The organism is Nocardia sp. FDAARGOS_372, from assembly GCF_002554515.1.
GTDB lineage: Bacteria > Actinomycetota > Actinomycetes > Mycobacteriales > Mycobacteriaceae > Nocardia > Nocardia farcinica.
Map to the genome: position 1 here is coordinate 1,473,877 of NZ_PDDW01000001.1, position 22,530 is coordinate 1,496,406.

Sequence of the window (22,530 nt, forward strand, 5' to 3'; positions counted from 1 at the left end):
GCGCCACCAACCCGGCGCGACCGACCAGAAGGACAGGAACATGACCACCACCACCGCCACCAGCTTCGCCACCGACGCCGCCCGCCGCCCCGGCACGATCCGCAATCGGGTCCTGTGGACCTTGCAGGTCGTGCTCGGTCTGTTCTTCATCATCGCCTCCGGCGGACCGAAGCTGGTCATGCCGAACGCGTTGGTCGAGAACGCTCCCGAGAATCTGACCCTGCCGTTCGGGCTGCTCATCTTCATCGGGCTGGCGGAGGTCGCCGGCGGGATCGGCCTGATGGTGCCCCGGCTGACCGCCCTGGCCGCCGTGGGGCTGAGTGTGCTCACCGTGCTGGCCGCCGGGACGCAGGCCTTCATCGCCGACAAGCCCGCGATGGCGATCTTCCCCCTGGTCCTCGCCGCGATCTTTGCCTGGATCGCCTACGAGCGCCGCGCCGGTCTCACCGCCCTGCGCACCGCGTTCTCGCGATGACACCTTCCTGAGCGCTGATCGGCGATCGGTGGATCCACCGATCGCCGATCAGCGCGTTTCCGGGATCGATCGCCTGTCGGGTTGGCGGCTGTTCGATCCGCGGCCGTCCGGTTCGCGGCACCTGCCTTCGGGTGCCGCACCGGGCGGCCGCTCTCTGTCGGGTGAGGCGTACCGGCCGCCTCCCCAGCCGACGACGGCCACGCCGCCGGTGTCGGGGCCGGACGAGATTCGGCCGATACGCCCGACCGTCGGGCCGGGTCCGGGACGCCCGGCGAGATTCGGTCAGCGGGCCGTGATCTGTTCGCGCAGGATGTCCCCGTGTCCGGCGTGTCTGGCGAATTCGGCGGTCATGAACACGTAGATCCAGCGCAGGTTGACCACACCCATGCGGGGGTGCTCGCGGGTCTCGTCCAAGGCGATCGGGCCGGCGATGGCGCGGGCTCGGGCGCTCGCGCGTTCGAATTCGGCGATCACCTGCGGCACGGTCTCGTCGTCGCCCACCTCGAAGCCGCCGTGCGGCCACAGCGGGCCGTCACAGTCGGCGTCGGCGAGTTGTCCGAGCGTGCGCTGGAACCACATTCGCTCGGCGAAGGTGGCGTGTTTGATCAGTGCTATCGGGGTCGTCAGTGACGGCACGAGCCTGCGCCTGGCGTCGGCTTCGGACAGGCCGCGCACGGTGTCGACGAGGTCGCGGCGCGCCCGGTCGAGCATGGTCTCGAGGAGTTCTCGCTCGGTGCCGGGAGCATGCAGTCGAGTGGTCATCGCAGAGCTGTCCTTCCTCGGCCGGCCCGGCGCACGCCGGATCGACCGAACTGTGGGTGGGGTTTCGACACGGAGGGCGGGGGAAGAACCGCCGCCGAAGTGTGCGTGTGCTTCGTGAGGGAAGCGAGACGGGCCGCTGAGACCTTGCGACCCATCCTGAATGTGGGTGCGAGCGGCTGCTGTTCAATCTAGCACCTGCTGTTCGGTGGCCCGGGGTCGCTCGCGAACGAAAATCCGGTGCGCGCCAGAGCCCGGTGGTGTTCGATGACGTGGTCTTCGGAGGATGGGAGTGCGGATGGCCGAGATCCGGGAGGGCACCGTGGTGGTGCCGGTGACGCTCGAGCATGCGCGTCTGTTGGACTCGCCCGCCGACTTCGAGCAACGTTTCGGGCTGGCGTTGGTCGAGGGTTACCTGGCCTTTCCGGAAGCTATCGCGCAGACCCTCGAGACGCTGCGGGCGGGGACGGCGCCGCAGTGGTACAGCCATTTGATCGTCGACACCGCGACTGCCCGGGTCGTCGGGTTGGGCGGTTTCACCGGGCCGCCGCGCGACGGGGTGGTCGAGATCGGCTACAGCGTGGCGCCCTCCGCGCGGGGTCGCGGGCACGCCACGGCGGCGGCTCGCGCCTGGATCGAGGCGGCTCGGGAGCGGGGTGTGCGGACGGTGATCGCGCATACCTTCGCCCAGGAGAACCCGTCCACCGCGGTGCTGCGACGCTGCGGATTCGTGCAGACGGGCGAGACGATGGACCCGGATGAGGGGCCGGTGTGGCGCTGGGAGCTCGATCTCACCCGATAGCGCCGCAGCGGCCCGCGGTGGACGGGTCGCTCGCGTCGGCGGCGACGGATGCATCCGTCTACCTCGTCGGCGACGCCTCGCTGCGAGTTGCTCTGCGCCGCATCGATATTCGTCGATCACCTACCTGATGGCATGGTGTCTTCGCGGACCTGCGCGGCTCCGTCTGGCACTGTCACACCCGCCACCACGGGGGCTGCGCCTGCGCGTCATGCCCTGAGCGTGGCGTCGCCGCGGTCCTAGGATCGACAGCTGACGGGACACCGAGCGGGACGGAGGCTGCCGTGGGTGCGGTCGAACGGATGCGGGTGTGGCGGGTGGTCGAACCGGGGCCGGTGGGGCGCGGGGCGCTGCGGTGCGAACGGGAGGAGGTGCCGCGGCCGGGGGAGGGGGAGTTGCTGGTGCGGGTGGCGGCGTGTGGGGTGTGCCGGACCGACCTGCATGTGGTGGAGGGGGACCTGCCGGTGCACCGGGCCGGGGTGACGCCGGGGCACGAGGTGGTCGCGGAGGTCGTGGCCGCGCCGGCGGGGGAGCAGCGGTTTCCGGTCGGGTCCCGGGTGGGGATTCCGTGGTTGCGGCATACCTGCGGGGTGTGCCGGTACTGTCGGCGCGGGGCCGAGAACCTGTGCCCGCACTCGCGGTACACGGGGTGGGACGATGACGGCGGGTACGCCGAATACGCCACCGTGCCTGCCGATTACGCCCTGACGTTGCCGACGGGATACGCCGACGAGGAGTTGGCGCCGCTGCTGTGCGCGGGCATCATCGGCTATCACGCGCTGCTGCGCGCGCAGCTGCCCGAGGGCGGGGTGCTGGGGATCTACGGGTTCGGCGGCAGTGCGCATCTGACCGCACAGGTGGCGCTCGCCCAGGGTGCGCGAGTGCACGTGATGACGCGAGGCGCGGCGGCCAGGGAGCTGGCGGCGGCGCTGGGGGCGGCCTCGGTGCACGGGGCGACCGACCCGCCGCCGGAGCCGCTGGACGCGGCGATCCTGTTCGCACCGGCCGGGGAGCTGGTGCCGCCGGCGCTGGAGGCGCTGGACGCGGGCGGCACATTGGCGGTGGCGGGCATCCACCTGACCGATGTGCCGCCGTTGAACTATCAGCGGCATCTGTTCCGGGAGCGGCAGATCCGCAGCGTCACCGCGAACACGCGCGCTCAGGCCAGGGAATTCCTGGCGGTGGCCGGGCAGCACCGGTTGCGGGTGACCACCCACCGCTACCCCCTCGACCACGCCGATCGAGCCTTGGCGGACCTGGCCGCGGGCCGTTTCGACGGCGCGGCGGTGCTGGTGCCCTAGCGGGTCCGGCTGAGGACCTTCGGCACTGTGCTGGGGGAGTGGGGGCGTGATGGCATGGGGGGCGGCCCGGGAGCAGGACGGGCGGGAAGCGGGTCGAGTAGGTGGATGCGGCGCAGCGGTCGGCGGAACGGGAGGGTTGTGCTCGCACGATGCTCGAGATCGGGCGGGGGGAGGCGATGGCGCTGTTGGCACGGATGCCGTTCGGGCGGATCGTGTTCACCCGGGACGCCTTGCCCGCGATCCGGCCGGTGAATCATCTGGTGGACGGGCAGTCGATCGTGGTGCGGACGGGGGCGACGACGGGCCTGGCGGCCTCGGTGCGGGCGCGGGGGTCGGTGGTGGTGGCCTATGAGGCCGACGAGATCGATCCGGTGCGCGGGCTGGGCTGGTCGGTGGTGGTGACCGGGTGCGCGCGGCCGGTGACCGACCCGGACCTGCTGGCCGGCTACTCGGCGCGGCTGCGGTCGTGGGTGGACCCGGCGCCCGACGAGGTGGTGGCGATCGAGGCGACGTTGGTGCACGGCGTCCGGTTGACCGCGCAGCCGGTCATCGCGCGCGGCGCCTGACGCGCACGGCTCGCGCGGTGCGGCCCCACCACAGCAGGCGAACCGACACGGCCACATAGAGCGCACCGGCCACGTAGACGAGCGCGCCGCCGTAGTCGTCGGCCCAGTCCGGGAGCCGGTCGGCGGTGAGCAGAGCCGCCGCGAGCATGCCGAGCGCGGTGATCATGGCGGGCACGCCCAGCGGCGCCACCGTGTCGTCGACGGTGTCGAGGTCGGGTGATCTGGCCATACGCCCAGGTTGCCGCGTCGGCGCCGCCGCGGTCAGAGCAGTGCTGCCCCTTCTGCCGAGGACGAAAGTCCCGCGCGGTCAGGGCAGGGGGACCGACCAGTGGATGACGGTGCCGCCGTCGCGGCCGCGTTCGGCGCGGAAAGTGCCGCCCGCCTTCTCGGTGCGGGCGGCCATGTTGGCCAGGCCGCTGCGGCGCGGCAGGTCCTCGGGCAGGCCGATGCCGTTGTCGACGATCTCGAGTTCGACGTCGTCGCGGATGGTCAACCGCACCGACAGCGAGGACGCTTTCGCGTGGCGGACGACGTTGCTGACAGCTTCGCGCAGCACCGCCTCCACATCGTCGAACATCGCCGGGGCCAGCACCGACACCGGGCCCGACAGCCGGATGCTGGTGCGCAGGTCGGTCTCCTCGGTCATCTCCGCGAGGACGGCGTGCAGGCGTTTGCGCAGCGCGGGCGCCTCGGCGGCGCTGCTCGAGTGCAGGTCGAAGATGGAGTGGCGGATCTCCTGGACGATGGACTGGACGTCGTTGACGGTGTCCATCAGCCGGGTCTTGATCTCCGGGGCGCGGGCGCGCGAGACGGTGCTCTGCAGCGACAGCCCGACCGCGAACAGCCGTTGGATGACGTGGTCGTGCAGGTCGCGGGCGATGCGGTCGCGTTCGGAGACGACGTCGAGTTCGCGCATGCGGCGCTGGGTGGCCGCCATCTGCAACGCCAGCGCGGCCTGATCGGCGAAGGCGCTCATCATCGCCTGTCCGGCCGCGTCCACGGGCGGCATGCCGAGCGCGCGCATGGTGGTGAGCAGGCCGACCACGGCGTTGCCCGCGCGCAGCGGCAGGGTCAGCACGGGCCCGTACTCGAGCGAGGTCGCGAAGGACGGCGCGTCGGCGGTGTCGACGGCCAGGGGACGTCCGTCGCGGAAGGCGACGCCGGTGTGGGTTTCGTCCATCGGCAGCCGCGTGCCGGTGAGAGTGTCGGCGTCGGCGCCCGCGGCGGCGACCACGACCAGTTCGGTGAGGTCTTCCGGGGGCACGTCGGGGTCCTCGGGCAGGGCGAGGAACGCGCACGCCGAGCCGGTCAGCGCCAGCGCTCGCTCGGTGATGACGGTGAACACCTCGCTGGTCTCCCCGCCGGCCAACAGCCGGGTGGCGACCTGCTGGGTGGCTTCCAGCCACTGCTGGCGGATCCGGGATTCCTCGTAGAGGCGGGCGTTGGCGATGGCGATGCCCGCCGCCGCGGCCAGCGCCTGCACCACCACCTCGTCGTCCTCGGTGAACTCGTGCCCGCCGGCCTTCTCGGTGAGATACAGGTTGCCGAAGACCTCGCCGCCGACCTGGACGGGCACCCCGAGGAAGGTGCGCATGGGCGGGTGGTGGTCGGGGAAGCCGACCGAGGCGGGGTGGGCGGACATGTCGGCCAGCCGGATCGGGCGCGGGTCGTCGATCAGCAGGCCGAGCACGCCGTGCCCGCGCGGCAGGTCGCCGATGAGCACCCGGGTGCGGTCGTCGATGCCCTCGTAGACGAATTCGGCGAGCTCCTTGGAATCGCGGTCGCTCTCCCGCACACCGAGCGCGCCGTATTTCGCGTCGACGAGTTCGATGGCGGTGTGCACGATCGAGCGCAGCGTGTTGTCCAGGTCCAGGCCCGCGGTGACCACGAGCATGGCCTCGATGAGCCGGTCCATCTGATCGCGCACGTTGACGATCTCGGCGATCCGGTCCTGCACCTCCGCCAGCAACTCGCGCAGGCGGGACTGGGCCAGGGTCTCGATCACCGGTAGACGGTCGTTCGAGCCCGGTCGCGAAGATCGGCCTTCCATGCCCAGCATCCTCTCACTTCACCCTCGCGCCGCCGACCCGGTGTCCGCGGCACGCGGTGCACTCCCAGCCGGATCGCCGGTCGAATCAGTCCGTGCGCCTGGGTTGTTCGAGTTTGGCGGCCAGGACCGCGGCCTGGGTGCGCCGCTCCACCCCGAGTTTGGTGAGCAGTCGGGACACGTAGTTCTTGACGGTCTTCTCCGCCAGGAACATCCGCGCGGCGATCTGCCGGTTGGTCAGGCCTTCTCCGAGCAGGGCGAGCAGGGTGCGTTCCTGCTCGGTGAGGGCGGCCAGCGGACCGCTGTCGGCCTCGGCCTCGGCGCGCAGCTTGGCCATCAACGCGGCCGCGGCGCGGTTGTCGAGCAGCGATTTGCCCGCCCCGATCGCACGGACGGCGTCGACGAGATCGGTGGTGCCGATGTCCTTGACCACGTAGCCGCTGGCGCCGGCGAGGATGGCGTCCAGCATCGCCTGCTCGTCGGTGAACGAGGTGAGGATCAGGCAGCGCAGCTTCCCGTCCCGGGAGAGCAGTTCACGGCACAGTTCGATGCCGTTGCCGTCGGGCAGGCGCACGTCGAGCACGGCCACGTCGGGATCGAGGGCGGGGATGCGGGCCAGGGCCTGCGCGGCGTCGGCGGCCTCGCCGACGACCTCCATGTCGGCTTCGGCGTCGATGAGATCGGCGACGCCGCGCCGCACGATGGCGTGATCGTCGACCAGAAACACCCTGACCATCGGCCCTTCCCCTTTCTGTCGCTGACCTCAGACTACGCAGCGGCGTGCCCGCGGCGCTGCTTCTCGGGCGGGCGGCGCCCGGATCGCCAACCGAAGTCCCCCCGGTGAGGGTCCTCCGACCCTGACCGCTGCCCGCGCGCGGGTGCGACCGTGAGGCAGACCACGACGAAGGACGGACACATGCACCGCGGACTGCCCGACGACAGCACGGTCGCGACGGCACTCGCGCTGGCCGGTCGCGCACCCTCGGTGCACAACGTGCAGCCGTGGCGGTGGCGGATCGACCGGCACAGCGTGCACCTGTATCTGGACCCGGCCCGTACGCTGCCCCGCACCGACCCGGACCGCCGCGATGTGGTGATCAGTTGCGGTGCCGCGCTGCACCACCTGACGGTGGCGTTCACGGCGATGGGGTGGGCGAGTGTGGTGACGCGGCTGCCGGACCCGGCGGATCCTGATCATCTGGCCGCGATTCGGTTGGTGGCGCACCGGGCAACGGGTCAGGACATCGCGATGAGCGCGATGATTCCGAAGCGGCGCACCGACCGGCGACACTATGCGCCGTTGCCGTTGCCGCCCGGCTGTTTCGGACTGCTCGCCGAACGCGCGGCCGCGCTGGGCGCGATGGTGCGCGTCGTCGACGACGGCGCGCGGGCCCGATTGGTCGAGGCCGCGCGTGCCGCCGCGCGGGTGCATGCCGAGGACGACGACTACCGCTTCGAGTTGGCGCTGTGGTCGGGCAGACATGGCAGTGACGACGGTGTGCCCGCCCGCAACGCCCCGCCACCGCGCGAGAGCGACGTGTTGCCCGCGCGGGTGTTCTCCGCGCCCACGCTGGTGGATCCGGCCCGCGCCGGCGATCACGCCGAGCTGCTGGTGATCGCCACCCCGGCCGACGATCGCCTGGCGCGGCTGCGAGTCGGTGAGGCGCTGAGCGCGGTGCTGCTCACAGCCACCAATATCGGCCTGGCGACCTGCCCGCTCACCGAGCCGCTCGGGATTCGCGACCACCGTGCCATGATCCGCCGCGGTGTGCTCAACGGCACCGCGCATCCGCAGGTCGTGCTACGAATCGGCTGGGCACCGGAGGGGGCCGAGGCGTTGCCGCGTACCCCGCGCCGTGCGGTGTCCGAGATGCTCGTCCCCGGTGAGGGTTGACGCGCGGCTGCGGCGTTCAGGACGTGGCCGTGAGGCGAGTGCGGGCGTAGGCAATGGCGTCGGGGGTGTGGTCGAAGACGCGGTCGTCCGCGGGCAGCGCGCCGAGCGTGTCCAGCAGGGGGCGATGGTCGGCGCGCACCCCTGAGACCAGCACGAGGATGCCGTGGTGCTCGAGTTTGCCGATCGCGTCGGCCAGTACCAGCGCGCCGGTGGTGTCGAGCGCGGTGACCCGCGACATCCGCAGGACGACAACCCGCACGTCGGCGACCTCGACGAGTTCGAGCAGGAATCGGTGGGCGGCGGCGAAGAAGAGCGGGCCGTCTATCCGGTAGGCGACGATGTGGTCGCGCAGCAGGGCGTGTTCCTCGGCGAGGATCGCCCTGCTGTCCTCGTCCAGCGGGACTTGTTCCAGCCGCGCCTCTTTCGCGACCGCGCGTAGGGCGAGGAGCATCGCGATACCGATTCCGGCGGCGACGGCGGTCACCAGGTCCAGGGCGACAGTGACGGCGAAGGTGACGGCCATGATCAACGCATCGCCCTTGGCGGCGCGGGCGATGGCAACGATGGCCGCGGTTTCCACCATCCGGATGGTGGTGGCCAGCAGCACCCCGGCGAGTGCGGCCAACGGGATGTGGGACACCAGCGGCGCCGCGCAGAAGACGATGCCCGCGAGGACGGCCGCGTGGGTGAGCGCCGCCAGCCGAGTGCGGGCACCGGCGCGCACGTTGACGGCGGTGCGGGCGATGGCGCCGGTGGCGGGCACGCCGCCGAACAGCGGTGCGGCGATGTTGGCCAGGCCCTGCCCGAACAGCTCGCGGTCCGGGTCGTGACGGGTGCCGACGGCCATCGAGTCGGCCGCGGTGGCCGAGAGCAACGATTCGAGGGCGGCCAGCGCGGCGACCGCGAGCGCGGGCACGATCAGCGCGCCGAGCCGGCCGGGGTGCACGAAGTCGAGTCCGGGCGCGGGCAGACCGGAGGGGATGGCGCCGATGCGGGTCAGGTCGAGGTCGAACAAACCGGCGAGTACGGTCGCCGCGACGACCGCGGCCAGCGCCACCGGCAGTTTCGGCATCCGTCGTCCACCGAGCAGCACGGCACCGGCGACCAGCGCCGCGGTCGCGGGCGCGATCACGCCGGGATTGCCCAGGTAGTGCAGCACGGCGTCGACGGCCACCGTCCACACCTTGTCACCGGTGGCGTCCTCGATCCCGAGGGCCGCAGGCACCTGCTGTAGCGCGATGACGACGGCGATTCCCGCGGTGAACCCTTCGAGCACCGGAGCGGGCATGTAGCGGACAGCCCGGCCGACACCGGCGAAGGCGAGCACGACCAGCATCAGGCCCGCGAGGAGGCCGACGGTGAGTACACCGCTCGCGCCGTGCTCGTGCGCGATCGGTACCAGCACCACGGTCATGGCCCCGGTCGGGCCGGACACCTGGAATCGCGATCCCCCGAAGATCGCCGCGACGGCGCCGGCAACCACGGCGGTGGCCAGGCCCGCGCCGGCTCCGAGTCCCGAGCTGATGCCGAAGCCGAGCGCCAGCGGCAGGGCGACCAGTGCGACGATCACGCCGGCGGTGAGGTCGGCGGCCGGCGCGCGCAGACCGGGTAGCCAGTCCGCGCGGGTGGGCAACAGGGTTCGGGGGCTCATCGGGTGCGGTCCCGGGGTAGGCGAAGCATGAGGAATCCTGGATGTCTAGTTTCGAAAATTGGAAAACAATGAGCGTGACGGGCGGCAGCGAACGGTTCGAGGTGCGTTACACCGATTCCTCCAGGGCTTCGACCTGGCCGCTGAGCACGCCGGTGAGGATCACGCGCGCGGTGGCCAGTAGGTGGGCAACCTCCGGCGAGGTGAGCTGGTAGGTCACCGAGAGTCCCTCGCGCCGGGCGGTGACCAGGCCGGCGCGGCGCAGCACCGACAGTTGCTGGGAGAGGTTGGCCGGTTCGACGCCGACTTCCTCCAACATCTCCGAGACCGCGTGCTCCCGCTCGCTGAGCAGTTCCAGGACCCGGATGCGCACGGGATGACCGAGTGTTTTGAAGAAGTCGGCCTTCATCTGGTACAGCGGCCGCTGGAATCCCGGCATTGCCTCACCGCCCTCGCGCTCGTGTCGGCCAGGGCATGGCCTGGCTGGTTGCAAAGTTTAGCAATCAGCAGAACAGGCAGGCAGTCAGGGGGTGTGCACGACCATCACCGGGCAGTGCGCCTGCTGGACCAGGGCGTTGCCGACGGAGCCGAGCAGCAGGCTTCCGAAGCCGCCGCGTCCGCGGCTGCCGACCACGAGCAGCTGCGCGGGCTTGGACCATTCGCGCAGGTGGTGGCGCGGGCCGGACAGGTAGACCTTGCGGGTGACGCGCACCTGCGGGTATTTGTCGGCCCAGCCGTCGAGTGCGTCGGCGAGCAGTTCGTGGGAGGTGGTCTCGATCTCGCGGTCGGCGATGGTGTCGGGCAGACCGGTCAACTGTTCGAACCGCAGGTCGCTCCAGCAGTGCACGGCGACGAGGGTGGCCCGCCGCTCGGCGGCCTCGGCGAAGGCGAGTTCGACGGCGGCGCGGTTGTGCGCGCTGCCGTCGACGCCGACGACGACCGGCCCGCAGCGGCGGATGCTGGTGTCGTTGCCGCTCGCGCGTACGACGGTGATCGGGCCGTGCCCGTGGGCGACCACCGCCGACAGGGTGGAGCCCAGGTAGCCGAGGGCGCCCGCGTTGCCGGTGCCCAGCACGGTCATGGCCGCGAAGTCGGAGCGGTCGATGAGGACCTCGGCGGCCGAGCCCTCCACCAGTTCGGTGTCGACGGCGCAGCCGGGCGCGGTCTCGGTGGCCAATTGCGCTGCGGCGGCCAGGTATTCGACGCCCTGCTGGCGGAACTCGGCGGTGACCGACGGGACGAGCAGGGCGTAGGGCCCGAACACCGCGCGGGTGGCGGCCAGGTCGAGGGCGTGCACGAGCCGCAGCGGCCTGCCCCGGGCCGCGGCGGTCTCGGCGGCCCAGCGGACGGCGAGATCGCTGGCGGCGGAGTCGTCGACGCCGACGACGAGGGGATGTGCGGCCATCAGAGCGTGTCCTTACCGGTGTGCGTGCGGGTGCTCTCAGGCTAGGAACGGCGCATCGTCGGGCACGCTGGTCCGAGGTCCCCGGCGGAGGGGCCGAAAGGCCCACGTTGCCGGGGATCGCGGCGGATCAGGCGCGGCGCAGGGCGACCACCGGGATGGTGCGGATGCCGGCGGTCTGGCGCTCGTAGTCGGCGAAACCCGGGTAGCGGCGCGCCTGTTCGGCGTAGATGCGGTCCCGCTCGGCGCCGGTGACCACCTCGACGGTGACGGCGTAACGGTCGGTGCCGCGTTCGATTTCGGCGCGTCCGGCGGCGCGGAGGTTGTGGTACCACTCGGGGTCGACGGGGGCGCCCGCCTTGCTGGCGAAGACGTAGACGGTGTCGGGGTCGTTCTCGTCGGCCTGATACATCAGCGGGGCCACCATCTCCCGGCCGCTCTTGCGGCCGCGATGGTGCAGCAGCAGCATCGGCGCACCCGCGAACTGGCCGCCGACGCGGCCCTCGTTGGCGCGGAACTCCTCGATGATGCTGGTGTTCCAGTCCTTGCCATCGCTCATGATGTGTCTCCTTCGTCGTCGCCGCACGGCACTCGTCGGCCAGGCTCTCGCATCCTGACCCGCATCGCGACCGCCGCCGCGCCGACACGCGGTGACCAGCCGTATCGGTGGAGCCGACCGAGTACCGCGCGCTCAACCCCGACGCCGACTGGGATCCCGCGTCCAAGCAGCCGCTGTTCAAATCCGGCGCGGCCCGGCTGGAACGGATCGCGCTCGCCGACGGCGTCCCGGCGGCGGCACCGACCAACACCGCCTCGGCTCCGTCGAGCCCGGCGGTCCCCGACACCGTCGGCGGCCCGGCGGGCACCGCGCACGAGACGACGGAGGCGCAGGCGTGAACAACGTCGGAGTGGTGATCACCGAGGTGCATCGCGCGGAGAACGAGCTCGGCACGGAACTGCTGCGGGTCGCCGACCGACAGCAGACCGACCACGAGGTGCACCACCTGGCGGGTGACCTGGCCCGGTGGTCGCATCAGCACGTGCGGGCGCTGGCGGTCACGGGACGACGGTTCGGGCTGGACCTGGACCCCGAACCCGAGCACGACTCCGCGCTGCGAGCGGCGGTGCGCCAGAAGGGCAGCGAACTGCTCGGCCGCCACCACACGCCCGCGCTGCTGTTGTTGCGGGACCTGCGCCGCATCCACGTGCTGGCCGCGGGGGTGTCGGTGGACTGGGAGCTGCTGGCACAGGCGGCGCAGGCGATGCGTGACAGCGACCTGCTGGCGCTGACCCAGCGCTGTCATCCGCAGACGTTACGCCAGATGCGGTGGGCCAACGCGAAACTGAAGGAGAGCGCGCCGCAGATCGTGGTCACCGGCTGACCGGGCGCTCCAGGTCGGTGCAGGTGGCCGCGTCGGGCAGCTCGGGTGCCAGGAACACCGTCTGCGCCATCATCCGGTAGCCGGACATACGTTCCCGGAAGATCTCGATGGATTCCTCCGGATGCACCGAATCGATCACCGCGTGCGGGCCGACGGCGTTGAACTGGTGGCTGACCCCGCGCGGGATCTGCATGTCGACGAACGAGCAGGGCGGCACGATCAGGTTGTAGCGGGTGCGTTCCACCCCGGGCGGGGTGTCGGGCAGCGCGTCGGTGAACTGCTCGGGCCGGAACGGGGTGACCCCGGCGATGTCGGTGACGACGAACGGTGACAGGCTGCCGACCCGGATGTGGGTGTCGGTGCCGGTCATCATTCGCACGAACCGCAGCCCGGTGTGCAGGTGCATGCGCGAACAGATGCCGCGTTCGGCCGCGTCGTAGAAGTCCATCAGGTAGCGGTCGGCGAAGAAGCCGTCGAACGGCGTCTCGACCATGTAGACATCGCCCTCCTCGAACACCTGCGAGCGCACGATGCCGTCGCGGTCGGGGGTGGTGGCGGCGGGGCTGGCCTTGGCGGCGCGCACGATCTGGGCGAAGGCGCCGACGACGGCGTCGGCGACCTCGGGTGCCAGTTGCGCGACCGGGGTGACGACGTTGCGGCCCGCGTCCTGGAAGCTCGCCAGGTCGTGGATCTCGTTCTCGTCGTCGGCGTGGTGTTTGATGCGTGGCTCGGTCACCGGACGGACTCCTCGAGGTCGAACGAACGCAGCCAGAGTTGCAGCGAGAGCACCAGCCACAGTTTGCCGCCCTGCCGGGGCAGCAGGGCGCCCTCGCCGCGCAGCCAGGCGCGGATGGTGTCGGCGCGGAACAGGCCGCGCTCGCGGGCGGCGCGGCCCAGCAGCAGGTCGTGGGCCAGCTCGCGCAGCGGGCCGTCCAGCCACTGCTGCACCGGCACCCGCATGCCGCTCTTGGGCCGGTCGACGATGGTGGCGGGCAGCAGGTCGCGCACCGCCTGTTTGAGGATCCATTTCTCGCTGGTGCCCGCGAGTTTCATCGTCGGAGGGACGGCGAAGGCGTGGTCCACCACGGCACGGTCGAACAGGGGCGCGCGGCCCTCGATACCGCTGGCGGCGGTGAGGCGTTCGACCTTGGTGAGGATGTGGTGGGCGCCCTTGGTGCGCAGGTTGGTGTGCAGCAGCTGGTTGAGCAGGCTGGTCATCGCGCCGGGCCGCAGGTAGGGGGCGACGTGCTCGACCGGTCCGGGCGCGTCGGCCAGTGCGGCGAGCGCGTCGCGGGTGAGCAGGGTGGGCAGGTCGGCGTAGCACTTGCGGTAGCTGTCGAGGTAGGCGTGGGCGCGGGCGTCCTCGGCGGGGTCGTCGCGGGTGAGCTCGAAGATCAGCATCGGCAGGTTCTTGGGCCCGCCGAACACCGGGTCGCCGCCTTCGCCGTTGAGCGCCACCCGGATACCGTCGGCGGCCACGGCTTCGGCCAGCATCAGGTTCGGGACGGTGAGCGGGTCGCCGACGGGGCTGTCGAGCAGGCCGACCGTGTCGGCCAGGCGGGCGGCGACGGTCTGCCCGGGGACGGTGAGCACCCGGTGGCGGGTGTGGCAGTGCGTGGCGACCAGGCCGGAGTAGCCGAGCTCGTCGGGGGCGTCGGCGCCGAAACTGATCGAGTACGTGTGCACCGCCTGGTCGTGCAGTTTCGCGGCAAGGGCGGTGACCAGGCTGCTGTCGATGCCGCCGGAGAGCAGCACGCCGACCGGTTCGCCTGCGGGCAGCCGCCGGGTGACGGCGTCCTCGAGCAGGGCACGCAACCGCAGCGCGTGTTCGCTCGCGGGACGCTCGTCGATGTGCTCGCGCGGCTCCCAGTAGGTGTGTTCGGTGCTGGTGCCGTCGGGGTGCAGACGCAGGCAGCGGCCGGGCAGCACCTCGTGCACGTCGCGCAGCAGGGTTTCGCGGCCGGGCAGGTAGGCGAAGGTGAGGAAGGACCGCACGGCGGGCAGGTGCAGGCCCGTGCGCAGGGCAGGCCAGCGGCGCAGTGCGCGCAGCGAGGTGGACGCGGCCCAGCCCGCGCGGGCGCGGGCGTGGAAGAGGGTGCGGGCGCCGAGCTGATCGCGCAGCAGCACCAGGTCGGGGCCGTCGGCGACGGCGAGGGCGAACATGCCCTCGGCGGCGGCGATGCCGTCCAGGCCGAAGCGGGCGTAGCTGTGCAGCAGCACCTCGCCGTCGGGGCGGCCCGGTGGCGGTGCGTCGGCGCCGAGGCGGGCGCGCAGCCGGTCGGCGTTGAACAGGGTCACCTCACCGACGGCGGTCAGCGCACCGGCGGTGAACGGTCCCGCCGCGACGCCGGGCCCGTCGAGCAGCCCGAACCCATGTGGGCCCGCTGCGGTGATCGATCCAGCGGTGATCGGCCCGGCGGTGATCGGTTCCGCGGCGACGGCGCGCACGTGCGCGGCCGGGTCGTCCTCGGTCAGGAAGGCACACCATCGAGACATTCGCACTCACCCGAAATCGTCGTCGTCGCCATAGCCGTCGTCCCAGTCGTCGTAGCCGCCGTCACCACCGTCAGCGTCACCACCGCCGGTGCCGGTCTGGGCGGCCTGGGCGCGCAGCTCCTCTTCTTCCTCGGGCGTCAGCGAGGTCGGCGGCATGATCAACGCGCCGAGCAGCGCACCGCCCGCGACCGCGGCCAGGATGCCGCCGAGCCGCCCACCGAAGGAGGAACGGTTCACCGTGAGCACGCCGTCGCTCCACAGCGTGCGCCCGTAGCCGGATTCGCGGCCGTAGACGACGGTCCCGCCGCGGTGCACCCGCTTGACGAGCTTGCTGCCCAACGGTTCGTCGGTGCCGGAATGGCCGCGGTCGTCGCGCCAGCCGACCGTGCCGTCGGGGCCGCGGCTGCGCCATTCCTGCCTGCCGTCGGCGTAGCGGCGGTGCACGGTGCCGTCGGCGAGCAGTTCATCGGTGTAGGCGAGCTGCCGGTACTCGGGCACGGCGGGCTCCTTTCGAGGCGGGCGGGGCGCCGGTCATGCGACGGGCCAGGTGAGGAAGCCCGCGTCGCGGGCACGGCGCAGATCGACCAGCGGCGTGCGGGGCGGACGGACCTCGCGCACCAGCCGGTGCACGGTGCGCAGCAGGGCCGCGGGGCGGACGGCGTCGAGGTCGACGGCGCGACCGCGGCGCAGCCAGTCGCGTTCGCGCGGGTCGAGGTGGGAGAGTCCGGGCGCGGCACGAAGATCCGGGCGAGCGGCCCGGTCCAGTGCGAGATCGTCATGGTCGTGCCGGTGGAACAGGTGCAGCCCCATCGCCTGCCGTGGCCGCAACCCCAGCGGCACGACCCGCACCTCGGCGGCCAGTCCGGCGAGTTCGCGGACCCGCGCCGGGAATCGGAGTCCGGCCGCGCTCGCCCCGTGCAGCACGTACACGGTGCCGCGGACGCGGGCGAGCATGGCGACCACACCCGGGTGCAGGGGCAGTTCGGCGGCGCTCACCACCGGGCAGGCCGATTCCATCGGTAACCCGTTGGCGCGCATCATCGCCGCGATCGCCTGGGATTCGCAGACCAGCAGCCGGGGCAGGCCGTAGTCGAACAGGTCGGGTTCGCCGGTGTGCTGTCCGGGCGGGGTCGTGCGGGGCGCGGCGGGGGCCAGCAGACCGGGCAGCTCGCGGTGGCGGGCGAGCGCGGCGCGGAATGCGTCCTCGGGCACCGGGATCGGCAGGGTGAACGCGGCACGGCGCGGCAGCCGGTGCGCGGGGACGAGCAGGCGGCACAGCTCGTGCTGAAGCTGCCCCTCGGTGACGCGGAGACCGCCGGGGGCGCTCGCGCGGCGGGCCGCGAGCGGCAGCAGCCGGTCGAGCACCCGCGGGGTCAACTGGTCGGCCACGTGAGGAAACCTACCGCGCGGGCGCTGCGCCGGTCCGGGTCGGCCGCCTCCTCGACCCGTTCCACGCCGCGCTGGACCAGGCCGAGCAGCCGGGCGGGCGGCAGCGCGGCCACCGGCGACCACCATCCGTCGAGCAGCCACTCCCGGTCGTCGGCGGGCAGCTCGGGCGGCAACACCGCGCTGCGCAGCGGGCGTTCCCGCAGCCGCACCGCCGAACGCGCCGTCCGTGCCGCCCTGGTGGACAACCCGATCGGCACGACGCGGGACCCGAGCACCGCCCGCACGCGGGCGGCGAACTCCACACCCGGCGCGCCCGCGTCGTGCAGCAGCAGCACCGGGACCGCGGGCGGCAGCTGCTCGACGCGCTCGCACAACGCCATGCCCCACGCCCGGTGCGCGTCGTTGGCGGCCAGGCAGGCGAGCACGCCGCGGTCCGGGCACAGCAGCGCCAGCCGCGGCCACTCCACCGCGGGCAGCGCGAGATCCTCGTCCACCATGCCGGGCGGCAGGTCGCGGTAGATCCTCCGCCAGGGCTCGAGCACCTCGGACCGGAAGGTGCTGTACCGCACCGGAACCTGCACGGTGGTCATCCGCACGAGCAGCGGGCGCACCAGCAGCAGCACCAGATTCACCGCGACCAGCAGCCCCACCGCCGCGGGCAGGGCGACAAGGACCGGCACCAGCCCGCTGACCATCGAGACGAACGCGGCCACCACGATCACGACCGCGGTCACGGCCACCCACGCGTGGTAGACGCGCCGGATGCCGGGCAGGTCCTTGCGGGCCAGCGCGTACCACAGCTGGGTGGGGGTGTAGCGCAGCCCGCGGCCGTCGCCGAGCTTGTCGGCCAGCCGCCGAATCCGCAGGTCGTGCAGGCGGAACGGGCTTAACTTCGGCTCCAGCGCGAACTCGCGCGCGCATTTCGAGCAGCGTCGACCCGAGCGTTCCTTGTACAGCAGGTTCCTGGCGCAGTGCGGGCAGATCACGCCTCATGGTCGCCGATTCGCGCCCCGCGCGCGAGTGGTATCGCCGCGCGCGGCGCACGTAGCATCGCGCGAGTGACGCAGCTGCCGCCGGATACCGACCGCTGGAACACCAACATCCACTATCACGACGTGCTCGTCGAGGCGGTGGCTCCGCACGCCGGGCGCATTCTCGATGTCGGCTGCGGGGAGGGCATGCTGTGCCGCAGGCTGCGCCGTGACGATCGCGCGATCGTCGGCATCGACACCCACGCCGAGAGCATCGCGTTGGCGCGGGCGCAGTCCGGCGCGGACGGCCCGCACTACGTGTGCGCCGACGTCCTCACCCACCCGTTCGAGCCCGCCTCCTTCGACGCGATCGTCTCCGTCGCCACCCTGCACCACCTGGACCCGGGCGCCGCGCTCACCACGATGGCGCGGCTGCTGAAACCCGGCGGCACCCTGGCGATCGTCGGCCTCGCCCGTCCCCGGTGGCCGCACGACCTGCCGGTGGAGGCGCTGGCCGTGCTCGCGTTCACCTACCACCGGCTGGCCGGGCACCACCATTGGGAGCATCCCTCGCCGATCGTCTGGCCGCCGCCGCACACCTACGCCGAGATCCGCGACACAGCCCGGGCCCTGCTGCCGGGCGTGCGGTACCGGCGGCACCTGTACTGGCGATACTCCCTGCGCTGGCGCAAGCCGGCCGCCTGATCGCCGGGCCGCGCTCCCGGCCGGAGGCACGGCGGGCCCGCGTGTCCGGGGCGACCTCCCTCGGCTGTCGGTGGCGGTGGGTACCGTCTGGGTTCGTGGACGCTGGGGAACGGATCCGGGAGCTCGCCGATCGCATCGTGGAGTTGCGGACGGCCTACTACGAGGGCGCGCCGCTTGTCGCCGACGCCGAGTACGACGCGATCGAGGACGAGCTGCGCGCGCTGATCGCCGCGCACCCCGAGCTCGCCCCGGACCCGAATCCGCTCGACCAGGTCGGCGCGCCCGCCGTGCTGCACGCCCCGGTGCGGCACTCGCGGCCGATGTTGTCGCTGGAGAAGGCGACCACCCCCGAACAGGTCGCGGCGTTCTTCGAGCGCTTCCCCGGTCAGCCGGTCGTGGTCATGCCCAAGCTGGACGGGCTGTCGCTGGCGCTGGTCTACGAGGACGGCAGGCTGGTGCGCGCGGTCACCCGCGGCGACGGCACCACCGGCGACGACGTGACGACGTTGGTGCGGGCGTTGGTCGACGGCGTGCCGGAGCGGATCGACGTGCCGGGCCGGGTCGAGGTGCGCGGCGAGGCGGTCATGTTGCGCTCCACCTTCCTGGCCTACAACGCCGCGCACCCGGACAAGCCGCTGATCAACCCGCGCAATGCCGCGGCGGGCACGCTGCGCGCGAAGGACCCGGCCACCGTCGCCGAGCGCCGGCTCCGGTTCTTCGGCTTCGACCTGGACACCGCCGAGGGTGGTGCCGCCGCCGACCTGGGCGAGGGGCTGCGGGCCCTGGGCATCGCGGGCGCGGCGATGCGGGTGTGCGCCGACGCCGAGCAGGCGCAAGCGGCGATCACCGACATCGAGCGGGGCCGCAACGACCTGGACTACGACATCGACGGCGCGGTGCTGCGGCTGGCCGACCGGGACGCCTACGCCGCCGCGGGCACCCGATCCAACTCCCCGCGTGGCGCGCTGGCGTTCAAGTTCGCCGCCGAGGAGAAGACCACCGTCCTCGAGGCGGTCACCTGGGATGTCGGCAAGACCGGCAAGATCGTCCCGGTCGCCCGGCTCGAGCCGGTGTTCGTCGGCGGCACCACGGTCACCAAGGCGACGCTGGCCAACCAGCAGGTCATCCGCGCCCGCGACATCAAGGTCGGCGACACGGTGCTGGTGCGCCGCGCCGGTGACGTCATCCCGTTCGTGGCCGGGGTGCTCGACGCCTCGAAACGCACCGGCGCGGAGGTCGAGATCGTGCCGCCCACCGAGTGCCCGTCGTGCGGGCAGCCGGTCACCGAGCAGGGCAACAGCCGGGAACTGTTCTGCACCAACGCTTCCTGCCCGGCGCAGACGGTGCGCAGGCTGATCCACTGGGCCTCCCGCGCGGCCGCCGACATCGACGCCATCGGCGGGGTGTGGATCGAACGCCTCGCCGAGGCGGGCGTCCTGGAGAACCCTTCCGACTTCTACACCCTGACCAAGGAACGGCTGCTCGAGTTCGACCGGATCGGGGAGGTCTCGGCGACCCGGATGATCGAATCCATCGACCGCAGCCGCGATGTCGGGTTGCGTCGCGCGCTCATCGGGCTCGCCATCCCGATGGCCTCCGAGGGCACCGCCGCGCGCCTGGCCCGGGCCGGTTTCGCGTCGCTGGAGGAGGTCGCCGACGCGGGCGAGGAGCGGCTGGTCGCGGTCGAGGACATCGGCCCCAAGGTCGCCGCCTCCCTCGTCGAGCACCTGACCCGGCTGCGTCCCGAACTCGAGCGCCTGCGCGAGCGTGGAGTCTCCCTCGACGTCCGCGAGGAGGACCTGCCGCCGGTGGTCGCCGCGGGCGCGCCGCTGGCGGGCAAGACCGTCGTCGTCACCGGCGCCATCAGCGACCCCCGCTCCGGCGAGAAGGTCGCCCGCCCCACGTTCCAGCGGCTCTGCGAGAAGGCCGGGGCCACGTCGGCGTCGTCGGTGTCGGCCAACACCGATCTGCTGATCACCGGCGCGGGCGTCGGCGAATCGAAACTGGCCAAGGCCGAGAAGCTCGGCGTCGAGATCGTCGACCAGGCCACCATCTGGGCCCAGCTGATCGAGGCGAAACTCGTCTGATTCGAGCCGCTGACCGCGGGGGCGCCGCGGTCAGCGGTCCTGGACGGCGAGGCGGCCGGCCATGGCGAGGAAGGACACGGCGAAGGTGCGGCGGGTCCAGGCGAGGACGGCCGGGCGGTGCAGGACACGCCCGCGCAGGGTGGCCGCGCAGATGCCGTAGGCGGCGAACACCACGAACGTGGCGAGCATGAAGACCGCGCCGAGTTCGAGCATGCGCAGCGAGGCCCGCGGTGTGCCCGCGGGCACGAACTGCGGGAGGAACGCGACGAAGAAGACGGTGAGCTTGGGGTTGAGCAGGTTCAGCAGTACCGCCGCGCCGACCACGCGCGCCGCGGAGCGAGGGGTGCCGGTTGCGGGCTCGCCGGTGGGCAGCGCCGGCGAGCCGGTGTCGCGGACGACGCTCCACGCCATGTACAGCAGGTAGGCGACCCCGAGGTACTTCACGGTCTGGAAGGCGAGCGCGCTGGTGTGCAGCAGAGCGGCCAGGCCGGTGATGGCGGCGAGCAGGTGCGGCACGATGCCCAGGGTGCAGCCCAGTGCCGCGACGAGGCCCGCGCGGGCGCCCCGGGACAGTGCGGTGGCGAGGGTGAACAGCGCCCCGGTGCCGGGGGTGGCGACCACGACGAGCGTGGTCAGCACGAACTCGATGCTCATCGCCCGCAGCGTAACGGGGCCGGCCGGATCCGCAACCCCGTCGATGCGGGGCGGGGATTCCGACCGGTCCGTCGGCGTGCCATGATGGGAACATGTGTTCGATTGCGGGTGTGTTGCGGGTCGTGCGGCCGGTGGGCGGGCACGCGCCGGGACCGGGTGATCGACGATGAGCGAGGACGGTGTCTCGGCGATCCGGCGACTGGCGCGGCCACGGCCGGTGCTGGTGGATCCCAAGCGGGTGTGGTTGCTGCCGGAGCGGCCCGGCAGGCAGCGGCCGAGCTTGGGGGTCTCGTCGAACAGCCTGGACCCGCGGTTCCAGGAACCGTGGGTGCCCGCCACCCAGTTCGGGTGGGTGCGCCTGCATCTGGGCCATTACGTGGCCTGGTATGCCGAGGTGGCCGTCGACTACCGCACCCGCAACAAGCTCACCGAGACCACGTTGCGGCACTGGGTGCCCTGGGACGCGGTGCGGTTGCCCGAGCGCCGCTGAACCGGATGCGCCGGTTGGGTTGGGCGGCTTGGCATTCGACTCGCGCCGATCGCCACCGCCGCCCCGGGCAGGAGGGAAGTGGTAGGAAAGGAGCGTGTCCGCAACTGGCGAAGTAACCGGTCCGAACAACTCGCGCGCCGTCGCCGAGGTGGTGGAGCTGGTCAGCAGGCTGATCCGTTTCGACACCTCCAACACCGGCGATCTGGCCACCACCAAGGGCGAGCAGGAGTGTGCCGAGTGGGTGGGGGAGAAGCTGCGCGAGGTCGGCTACACCACCGAATACGTCGAGTCGGGCGCGCCGGGCCGCGGCAACATCTTCGCCCGGCTGCCCGGCGCCGATCCCGGCCGCGGCGCGCTGATGATGCACGGTCACCTCGACGTGGTGCCCGCCCAGGCCTCGGACTGGAGTGTGCACCCGTTCTCGGGGGCGGTGCGCGACGGTTATGTGTGGGGTCGCGGCGCGATCGACATGAAAGACATGGTCGGGATGATGCTGGCGGTGGCGCGCCAGTTCAAGGCCGAGGGCACGGTGCCGCCGCGCGACATCGTGTTCGCGTTCCTGGCCGACGAGGAGAACGGCGGGCGCTGGGGTTCGCAGTGGCTGGTCGACAACCGGCCGGACCTGTTCGCCGGGGTCACCGAGGCCGTCGGCGAGGTCGGCGGGTTCTCGCTGACGGTGCCGCGCCGCGACGGCGGTGAGCGGCGCCTGTATCTGGTGGAGACCGCGGAGAAGGGGCTGGGCTGGATGCGGTTGCGCGCCAAGGCGCGCGCCGGGCACGGCTCGTTCCTGCACGAGGACAACGCGGTGACCATCCTGGCCCAGGCGGTGGCGCGGCTGGGCACGCACACCTTCCCGCTGGTGCTGTCGGATTCGGTGGCGCAGTTCCTGGCGGTGGTGGCCGAGGAGACCGGGTTGCCGTTCGATCCGACCGGTCCCGACATCGAAGGCCAGCTGGCCAAACTCGGCACGATCTCGCGCATCATCGGCGCCACGCTGCGCGACACCGCCAACCCGACCATGCTGCAGGCCGGTTACAAGGCCAACGTGATCCCGCAGACCGCCGAGGCGGTGGTCGACTGCCGGGTGGTGCCGGGCCGGCAGGCGGCCTTCGAGCGGGAGGTCGACGAGCTGATCGGACCGGATGTCGAACGGGAGTGGATCACCAAGCTCGACTCCTACGAGACGACCTTCGACGGGCACCTCGTCGATGCGATGAACGAGGCGATCCTGGCCCACGATCCGGAGGGGCGCACGGTGCCCTACATGCTCTCCGGCGGCACCGATGCCAAGGCGTTCGCGCGCCTGGGTATTCGCTGCTTCGGTTTCGCGCCGCTGCGGCTGCCGCCGGACCTGGATTTCAGCGCCCTGTTCCACGGGGTGGACGAGCGGGTGCCGGTGGACGCGCTCGAATTCGGCACCCGGGTGCTGGAACACTTCTTGTTGCACAGCTGAACCGCAAGAGAG

25 protein-coding genes are annotated in these 22,530 nt (G+C 72.1%); 11 read left to right on the forward strand and 14 right to left on the reverse strand.

Translation table 11 applies throughout. The features are described from left to right. The first annotated feature begins 40 nt into the window (after window positions 1-40). Window positions 41-475 carry a DoxX family protein gene (locus CRM89_RS07355; protein WP_098083571.1) on the forward strand — a complete coding sequence of 145 codons (435 nt, stop codon included), beginning with the start codon at window positions 41-43 and terminating at the stop codon, window positions 473-475. Between the two features lie 282 nt (window positions 476-757). Here CRM89_RS07355 and CRM89_RS07360 read toward each other — a convergent pair whose 3' ends face one another. Then, window positions 758-1,237: a DinB family protein gene (locus CRM89_RS07360; RefSeq protein ID WP_060591079.1), complete on the reverse strand. Its 480-nt coding sequence runs from the start codon at window positions 1,235-1,237 to the stop codon at window positions 758-760. A gap of 295 nt (window positions 1,238-1,532) precedes the next feature. On the opposite strand from CRM89_RS07360, the gene CRM89_RS07365 reads away from it, so the two are divergent. The 3 genes from CRM89_RS07365 (at window position 1,533) to CRM89_RS07375 (ending at window position 3,900) form a co-directional block, all read left to right on the forward strand. Then, complete coding sequence (locus tag CRM89_RS07365) at window positions 1,533-2,036, forward strand: GNAT family N-acetyltransferase (protein ID WP_194999084.1); 504 nt, start codon at window positions 1,533-1,535, stop codon at window positions 2,034-2,036. A gap of 299 nt (window positions 2,037-2,335) precedes the next feature. Then, window positions 2,336-3,334 (forward strand): zinc-binding alcohol dehydrogenase family protein, encoded by a 999-nt coding sequence (locus tag CRM89_RS07370; RefSeq protein ID WP_098086907.1) that lies wholly within the window; start codon window positions 2,336-2,338, stop codon window positions 3,332-3,334. Window positions 3,335-3,483: 149 nt separating this feature from the next. Further along, a complete protein-coding gene (locus CRM89_RS07375) occupies window positions 3,484-3,900 on the forward strand; it encodes a pyridoxamine 5'-phosphate oxidase family protein (protein ID WP_172964458.1) in 417 nt (138 codons plus the stop codon). Here CRM89_RS07375 and CRM89_RS07380 read toward each other — a convergent pair. From CRM89_RS07380 to CRM89_RS07390, 3 genes are all read right to left on the reverse strand, one after another. Further along, on the reverse strand, window positions 3,881-4,129 hold the full coding sequence (locus tag CRM89_RS07380) for a hypothetical protein (protein WP_060591077.1): 249 nt from the start codon (window positions 4,127-4,129) through the stop codon (window positions 3,881-3,883). The genes CRM89_RS07375 and CRM89_RS07380 overlap by 20 nt on opposite strands. A 78-nt stretch (window positions 4,130-4,207) precedes the next feature. Next, complete coding sequence (locus CRM89_RS07385) at window positions 4,208-5,950, reverse strand: GAF domain-containing sensor histidine kinase (RefSeq protein ID WP_172964459.1); 1,743 nt, start codon at window positions 5,948-5,950, stop codon at window positions 4,208-4,210. Window positions 5,951-6,035: 85 nt separating this feature from the next. Next, window positions 6,036-6,683: a response regulator transcription factor gene (locus CRM89_RS07390; RefSeq protein WP_060591075.1), complete on the reverse strand. Its 648-nt coding sequence runs from the start codon at window positions 6,681-6,683 to the stop codon at window positions 6,036-6,038. 180 nt (window positions 6,684-6,863) lie between these two features. Between CRM89_RS07390 and CRM89_RS07395 the strand changes: the two genes are divergently transcribed. After that, window positions 6,864-7,841 (forward strand): NAD(P)H nitroreductase, encoded by a 978-nt coding sequence (locus CRM89_RS07395; protein ID WP_098083574.1) that lies wholly within the window; start codon window positions 6,864-6,866, stop codon window positions 7,839-7,841. 16 nt (window positions 7,842-7,857) lie between these two features. On the opposite strand, the gene CRM89_RS07400 is transcribed toward CRM89_RS07395, so the two are convergent. The 4 genes from CRM89_RS07400 to CRM89_RS07415 all read right to left on the reverse strand — a co-directional run bounded on the left by CRM89_RS07400 (window position 7,858) and on the right by CRM89_RS07415 (window position 11,450). Continuing rightward, on the reverse strand, window positions 7,858-9,492 hold the full coding sequence (locus CRM89_RS07400) for a SulP family inorganic anion transporter (RefSeq protein WP_098083575.1): 1,635 nt from the start codon (window positions 9,490-9,492) through the stop codon (window positions 7,858-7,860). Window positions 9,493-9,598: 106 nt separating this feature from the next. Beyond that, a complete protein-coding gene (locus CRM89_RS07405; protein WP_060591069.1) occupies window positions 9,599-9,928 on the reverse strand; it encodes a helix-turn-helix transcriptional regulator in 330 nt (109 codons plus the stop codon). Window positions 9,929-10,012: 84 nt separating this feature from the next. After that, entirely contained in the window at window positions 10,013-10,894 is an 882-nt protein-coding gene (locus tag CRM89_RS07410; protein WP_086840264.1) for a universal stress protein, read from the reverse strand. Window positions 10,895-11,021: 127 nt separating this feature from the next. After that, window positions 11,022-11,450, reverse strand: a complete 429-nt coding sequence (locus tag CRM89_RS07415; protein WP_011209430.1) for a nitroreductase family deazaflavin-dependent oxidoreductase — start codon at window positions 11,448-11,450, stop codon at window positions 11,022-11,024. A gap of 107 nt (window positions 11,451-11,557) precedes the next feature. Between CRM89_RS07415 and CRM89_RS07420 the strand changes: the two genes are divergently transcribed. Continuing rightward, on the forward strand, window positions 11,558-11,788 hold the full coding sequence (locus CRM89_RS07420) for a hypothetical protein (protein ID WP_371391960.1): 231 nt from the start codon (window positions 11,558-11,560) through the stop codon (window positions 11,786-11,788). After that, window positions 11,785-12,273, forward strand: coding sequence for a hypothetical protein (locus CRM89_RS07425; protein ID WP_060591064.1), 489 nt, complete (start codon window positions 11,785-11,787; stop codon window positions 12,271-12,273). The genes CRM89_RS07420 and CRM89_RS07425 overlap by 4 nt, the downstream gene beginning before the upstream one ends. On the opposite strand, the gene CRM89_RS07430 is transcribed toward CRM89_RS07425, so the two are convergent. The 5 genes from CRM89_RS07430 to CRM89_RS07450 are packed head-to-tail and all read right to left on the reverse strand — an operon-like array spanning window position 12,263 to window position 17,144. Beyond that, the gene (locus CRM89_RS07430; RefSeq protein WP_098083576.1) at window positions 12,263-13,009 is read right to left on the reverse strand and encodes a hypothetical protein; all 747 of its coding nucleotides are present in this window, start codon (window positions 13,007-13,009) and stop codon (window positions 12,263-12,265) included. The genes CRM89_RS07425 and CRM89_RS07430 overlap by 11 nt on opposite strands. Next, the gene (locus CRM89_RS07435) at window positions 13,006-14,769 is read right to left on the reverse strand and encodes an asparagine synthetase B (protein WP_098083577.1); all 1,764 of its coding nucleotides are present in this window, start codon (window positions 14,767-14,769) and stop codon (window positions 13,006-13,008) included. Before CRM89_RS07435 ends, CRM89_RS07430 begins: the two co-directional genes overlap by 4 nt. Window positions 14,770-14,775: 6 nt before the next feature. Beyond that, window positions 14,776-15,267 carry a hypothetical protein gene (locus CRM89_RS07440; RefSeq protein ID WP_011209435.1) on the reverse strand — a complete coding sequence of 164 codons (492 nt, stop codon included), beginning with the start codon at window positions 15,265-15,267 and terminating at the stop codon, window positions 14,776-14,778. Window positions 15,268-15,300: 33 nt separating this feature from the next. Further along, on the reverse strand, window positions 15,301-16,158 hold the full coding sequence (locus CRM89_RS07445; RefSeq protein ID WP_229435017.1) for a hypothetical protein: 858 nt from the start codon (window positions 16,156-16,158) through the stop codon (window positions 15,301-15,303). After that, a complete protein-coding gene (locus CRM89_RS07450) occupies window positions 16,143-17,144 on the reverse strand; it encodes a hypothetical protein (protein ID WP_098083578.1) in 1,002 nt (333 codons plus the stop codon). The genes CRM89_RS07445 and CRM89_RS07450 overlap by 16 nt, the downstream gene beginning before the upstream one ends. 72 nt (window positions 17,145-17,216) lie before the next feature. On the opposite strand from CRM89_RS07450, the gene CRM89_RS07455 reads away from it, so the two are divergent. Together CRM89_RS07455 and ligA are read left to right on the forward strand one after the other, a co-directional pair. Further along, complete coding sequence (locus CRM89_RS07455) at window positions 17,217-17,834, forward strand: bifunctional 2-polyprenyl-6-hydroxyphenol methylase/3-demethylubiquinol 3-O-methyltransferase UbiG (protein ID WP_098083579.1); 618 nt, start codon at window positions 17,217-17,219, stop codon at window positions 17,832-17,834. Window positions 17,835-17,929: 95 nt separating this feature from the next. After that, window positions 17,930-19,921, forward strand: a complete 1,992-nt coding sequence (gene ligA / locus CRM89_RS07460) for an NAD-dependent DNA ligase LigA (protein WP_098083580.1) — start codon at window positions 17,930-17,932, stop codon at window positions 19,919-19,921. 30 nt (window positions 19,922-19,951) lie between these two features. Here ligA and CRM89_RS07465 read toward each other — a convergent pair whose 3' ends face one another. Beyond that, window positions 19,952-20,575 (reverse strand): LysE family translocator, encoded by a 624-nt coding sequence (locus CRM89_RS07465; RefSeq protein ID WP_086840274.1) that lies wholly within the window; start codon window positions 20,573-20,575, stop codon window positions 19,952-19,954. Between the two features lie 166 nt (window positions 20,576-20,741). Between CRM89_RS07465 and CRM89_RS07470 the strand changes: the two genes are divergently transcribed. Together CRM89_RS07470 and CRM89_RS07475 are read left to right on the forward strand one after the other, a co-directional pair. Then, window positions 20,742-21,065 carry a hypothetical protein gene (locus tag CRM89_RS07470; protein WP_011209441.1) on the forward strand — a complete coding sequence of 108 codons (324 nt, stop codon included), beginning with the start codon at window positions 20,742-20,744 and terminating at the stop codon, window positions 21,063-21,065. A gap of 94 nt (window positions 21,066-21,159) precedes the next feature. Next, window positions 21,160-22,518 carry a M20/M25/M40 family metallo-hydrolase gene (locus tag CRM89_RS07475; RefSeq protein ID WP_076573437.1) on the forward strand — a complete coding sequence of 453 codons (1,359 nt, stop codon included), beginning with the start codon at window positions 21,160-21,162 and terminating at the stop codon, window positions 22,516-22,518. The last annotated feature ends 12 nt before the right edge of the window (window positions 22,519-22,530 follow it).

What these genes read in the sequence shown, in the direction of transcription:
- CRM89_RS07355 (WP_098083571.1), top strand. Translation starts at nt 41, where the DNA reads ATGACCACCACCACCGCCACCAGCTTCGCCACCGACGCCGCCCGCCGC.
- CRM89_RS07360 (WP_060591079.1), bottom strand. Translation starts at nt 1,237, where the DNA reads ATGACCACTCGACTGCATGCTCCCGGCACCGAGCGAGAACTCCTCGAG.
- CRM89_RS07365 (WP_194999084.1), top strand. Translation starts at nt 1,533, where the DNA reads ATGGCCGAGATCCGGGAGGGCACCGTGGTGGTGCCGGTGACGCTCGAG.
- CRM89_RS07370 (WP_098086907.1), top strand. Translation starts at nt 2,336, where the DNA reads ATGCGGGTGTGGCGGGTGGTCGAACCGGGGCCGGTGGGGCGCGGGGCG.
- CRM89_RS07375 (WP_172964458.1), top strand. Translation starts at nt 3,484, where the DNA reads ATGCTCGAGATCGGGCGGGGGGAGGCGATGGCGCTGTTGGCACGGATG.
- CRM89_RS07380 (WP_060591077.1), bottom strand. Translation starts at nt 4,129, where the DNA reads ATGGCCAGATCACCCGACCTCGACACCGTCGACGACACGGTGGCGCCG.
- CRM89_RS07385 (WP_172964459.1), bottom strand. Translation starts at nt 5,950, where the DNA reads ATGGAAGGCCGATCTTCGCGACCGGGCTCGAACGACCGTCTACCGGTG.
- CRM89_RS07390 (WP_060591075.1), bottom strand. Translation starts at nt 6,683, where the DNA reads ATGGTCAGGGTGTTTCTGGTCGACGATCACGCCATCGTGCGGCGCGGC.
- CRM89_RS07395 (WP_098083574.1), top strand. Translation starts at nt 6,864, where the DNA reads ATGCACCGCGGACTGCCCGACGACAGCACGGTCGCGACGGCACTCGCG.
- CRM89_RS07400 (WP_098083575.1), bottom strand. Translation starts at nt 9,492, where the DNA reads ATGAGCCCCCGAACCCTGTTGCCCACCCGCGCGGACTGGCTACCCGGT.
- CRM89_RS07405 (WP_060591069.1), bottom strand. Translation starts at nt 9,928, where the DNA reads ATGCCGGGATTCCAGCGGCCGCTGTACCAGATGAAGGCCGACTTCTTC.
- CRM89_RS07410 (WP_086840264.1), bottom strand. Translation starts at nt 10,894, where the DNA reads ATGGCCGCACATCCCCTCGTCGTCGGCGTCGACGACTCCGCCGCCAGC.
- CRM89_RS07415 (WP_011209430.1), bottom strand. Translation starts at nt 11,450, where the DNA reads ATGAGCGATGGCAAGGACTGGAACACCAGCATCATCGAGGAGTTCCGC.
- CRM89_RS07435 (WP_098083577.1), bottom strand. Translation starts at nt 14,769, where the DNA reads ATGTCTCGATGGTGTGCCTTCCTGACCGAGGACGACCCGGCCGCGCAC.
- CRM89_RS07465 (WP_086840274.1), bottom strand. Translation starts at nt 20,575, where the DNA reads ATGAGCATCGAGTTCGTGCTGACCACGCTCGTCGTGGTCGCCACCCCC.
- CRM89_RS07470 (WP_011209441.1), top strand. Translation starts at nt 20,742, where the DNA reads ATGAGCGAGGACGGTGTCTCGGCGATCCGGCGACTGGCGCGGCCACGG.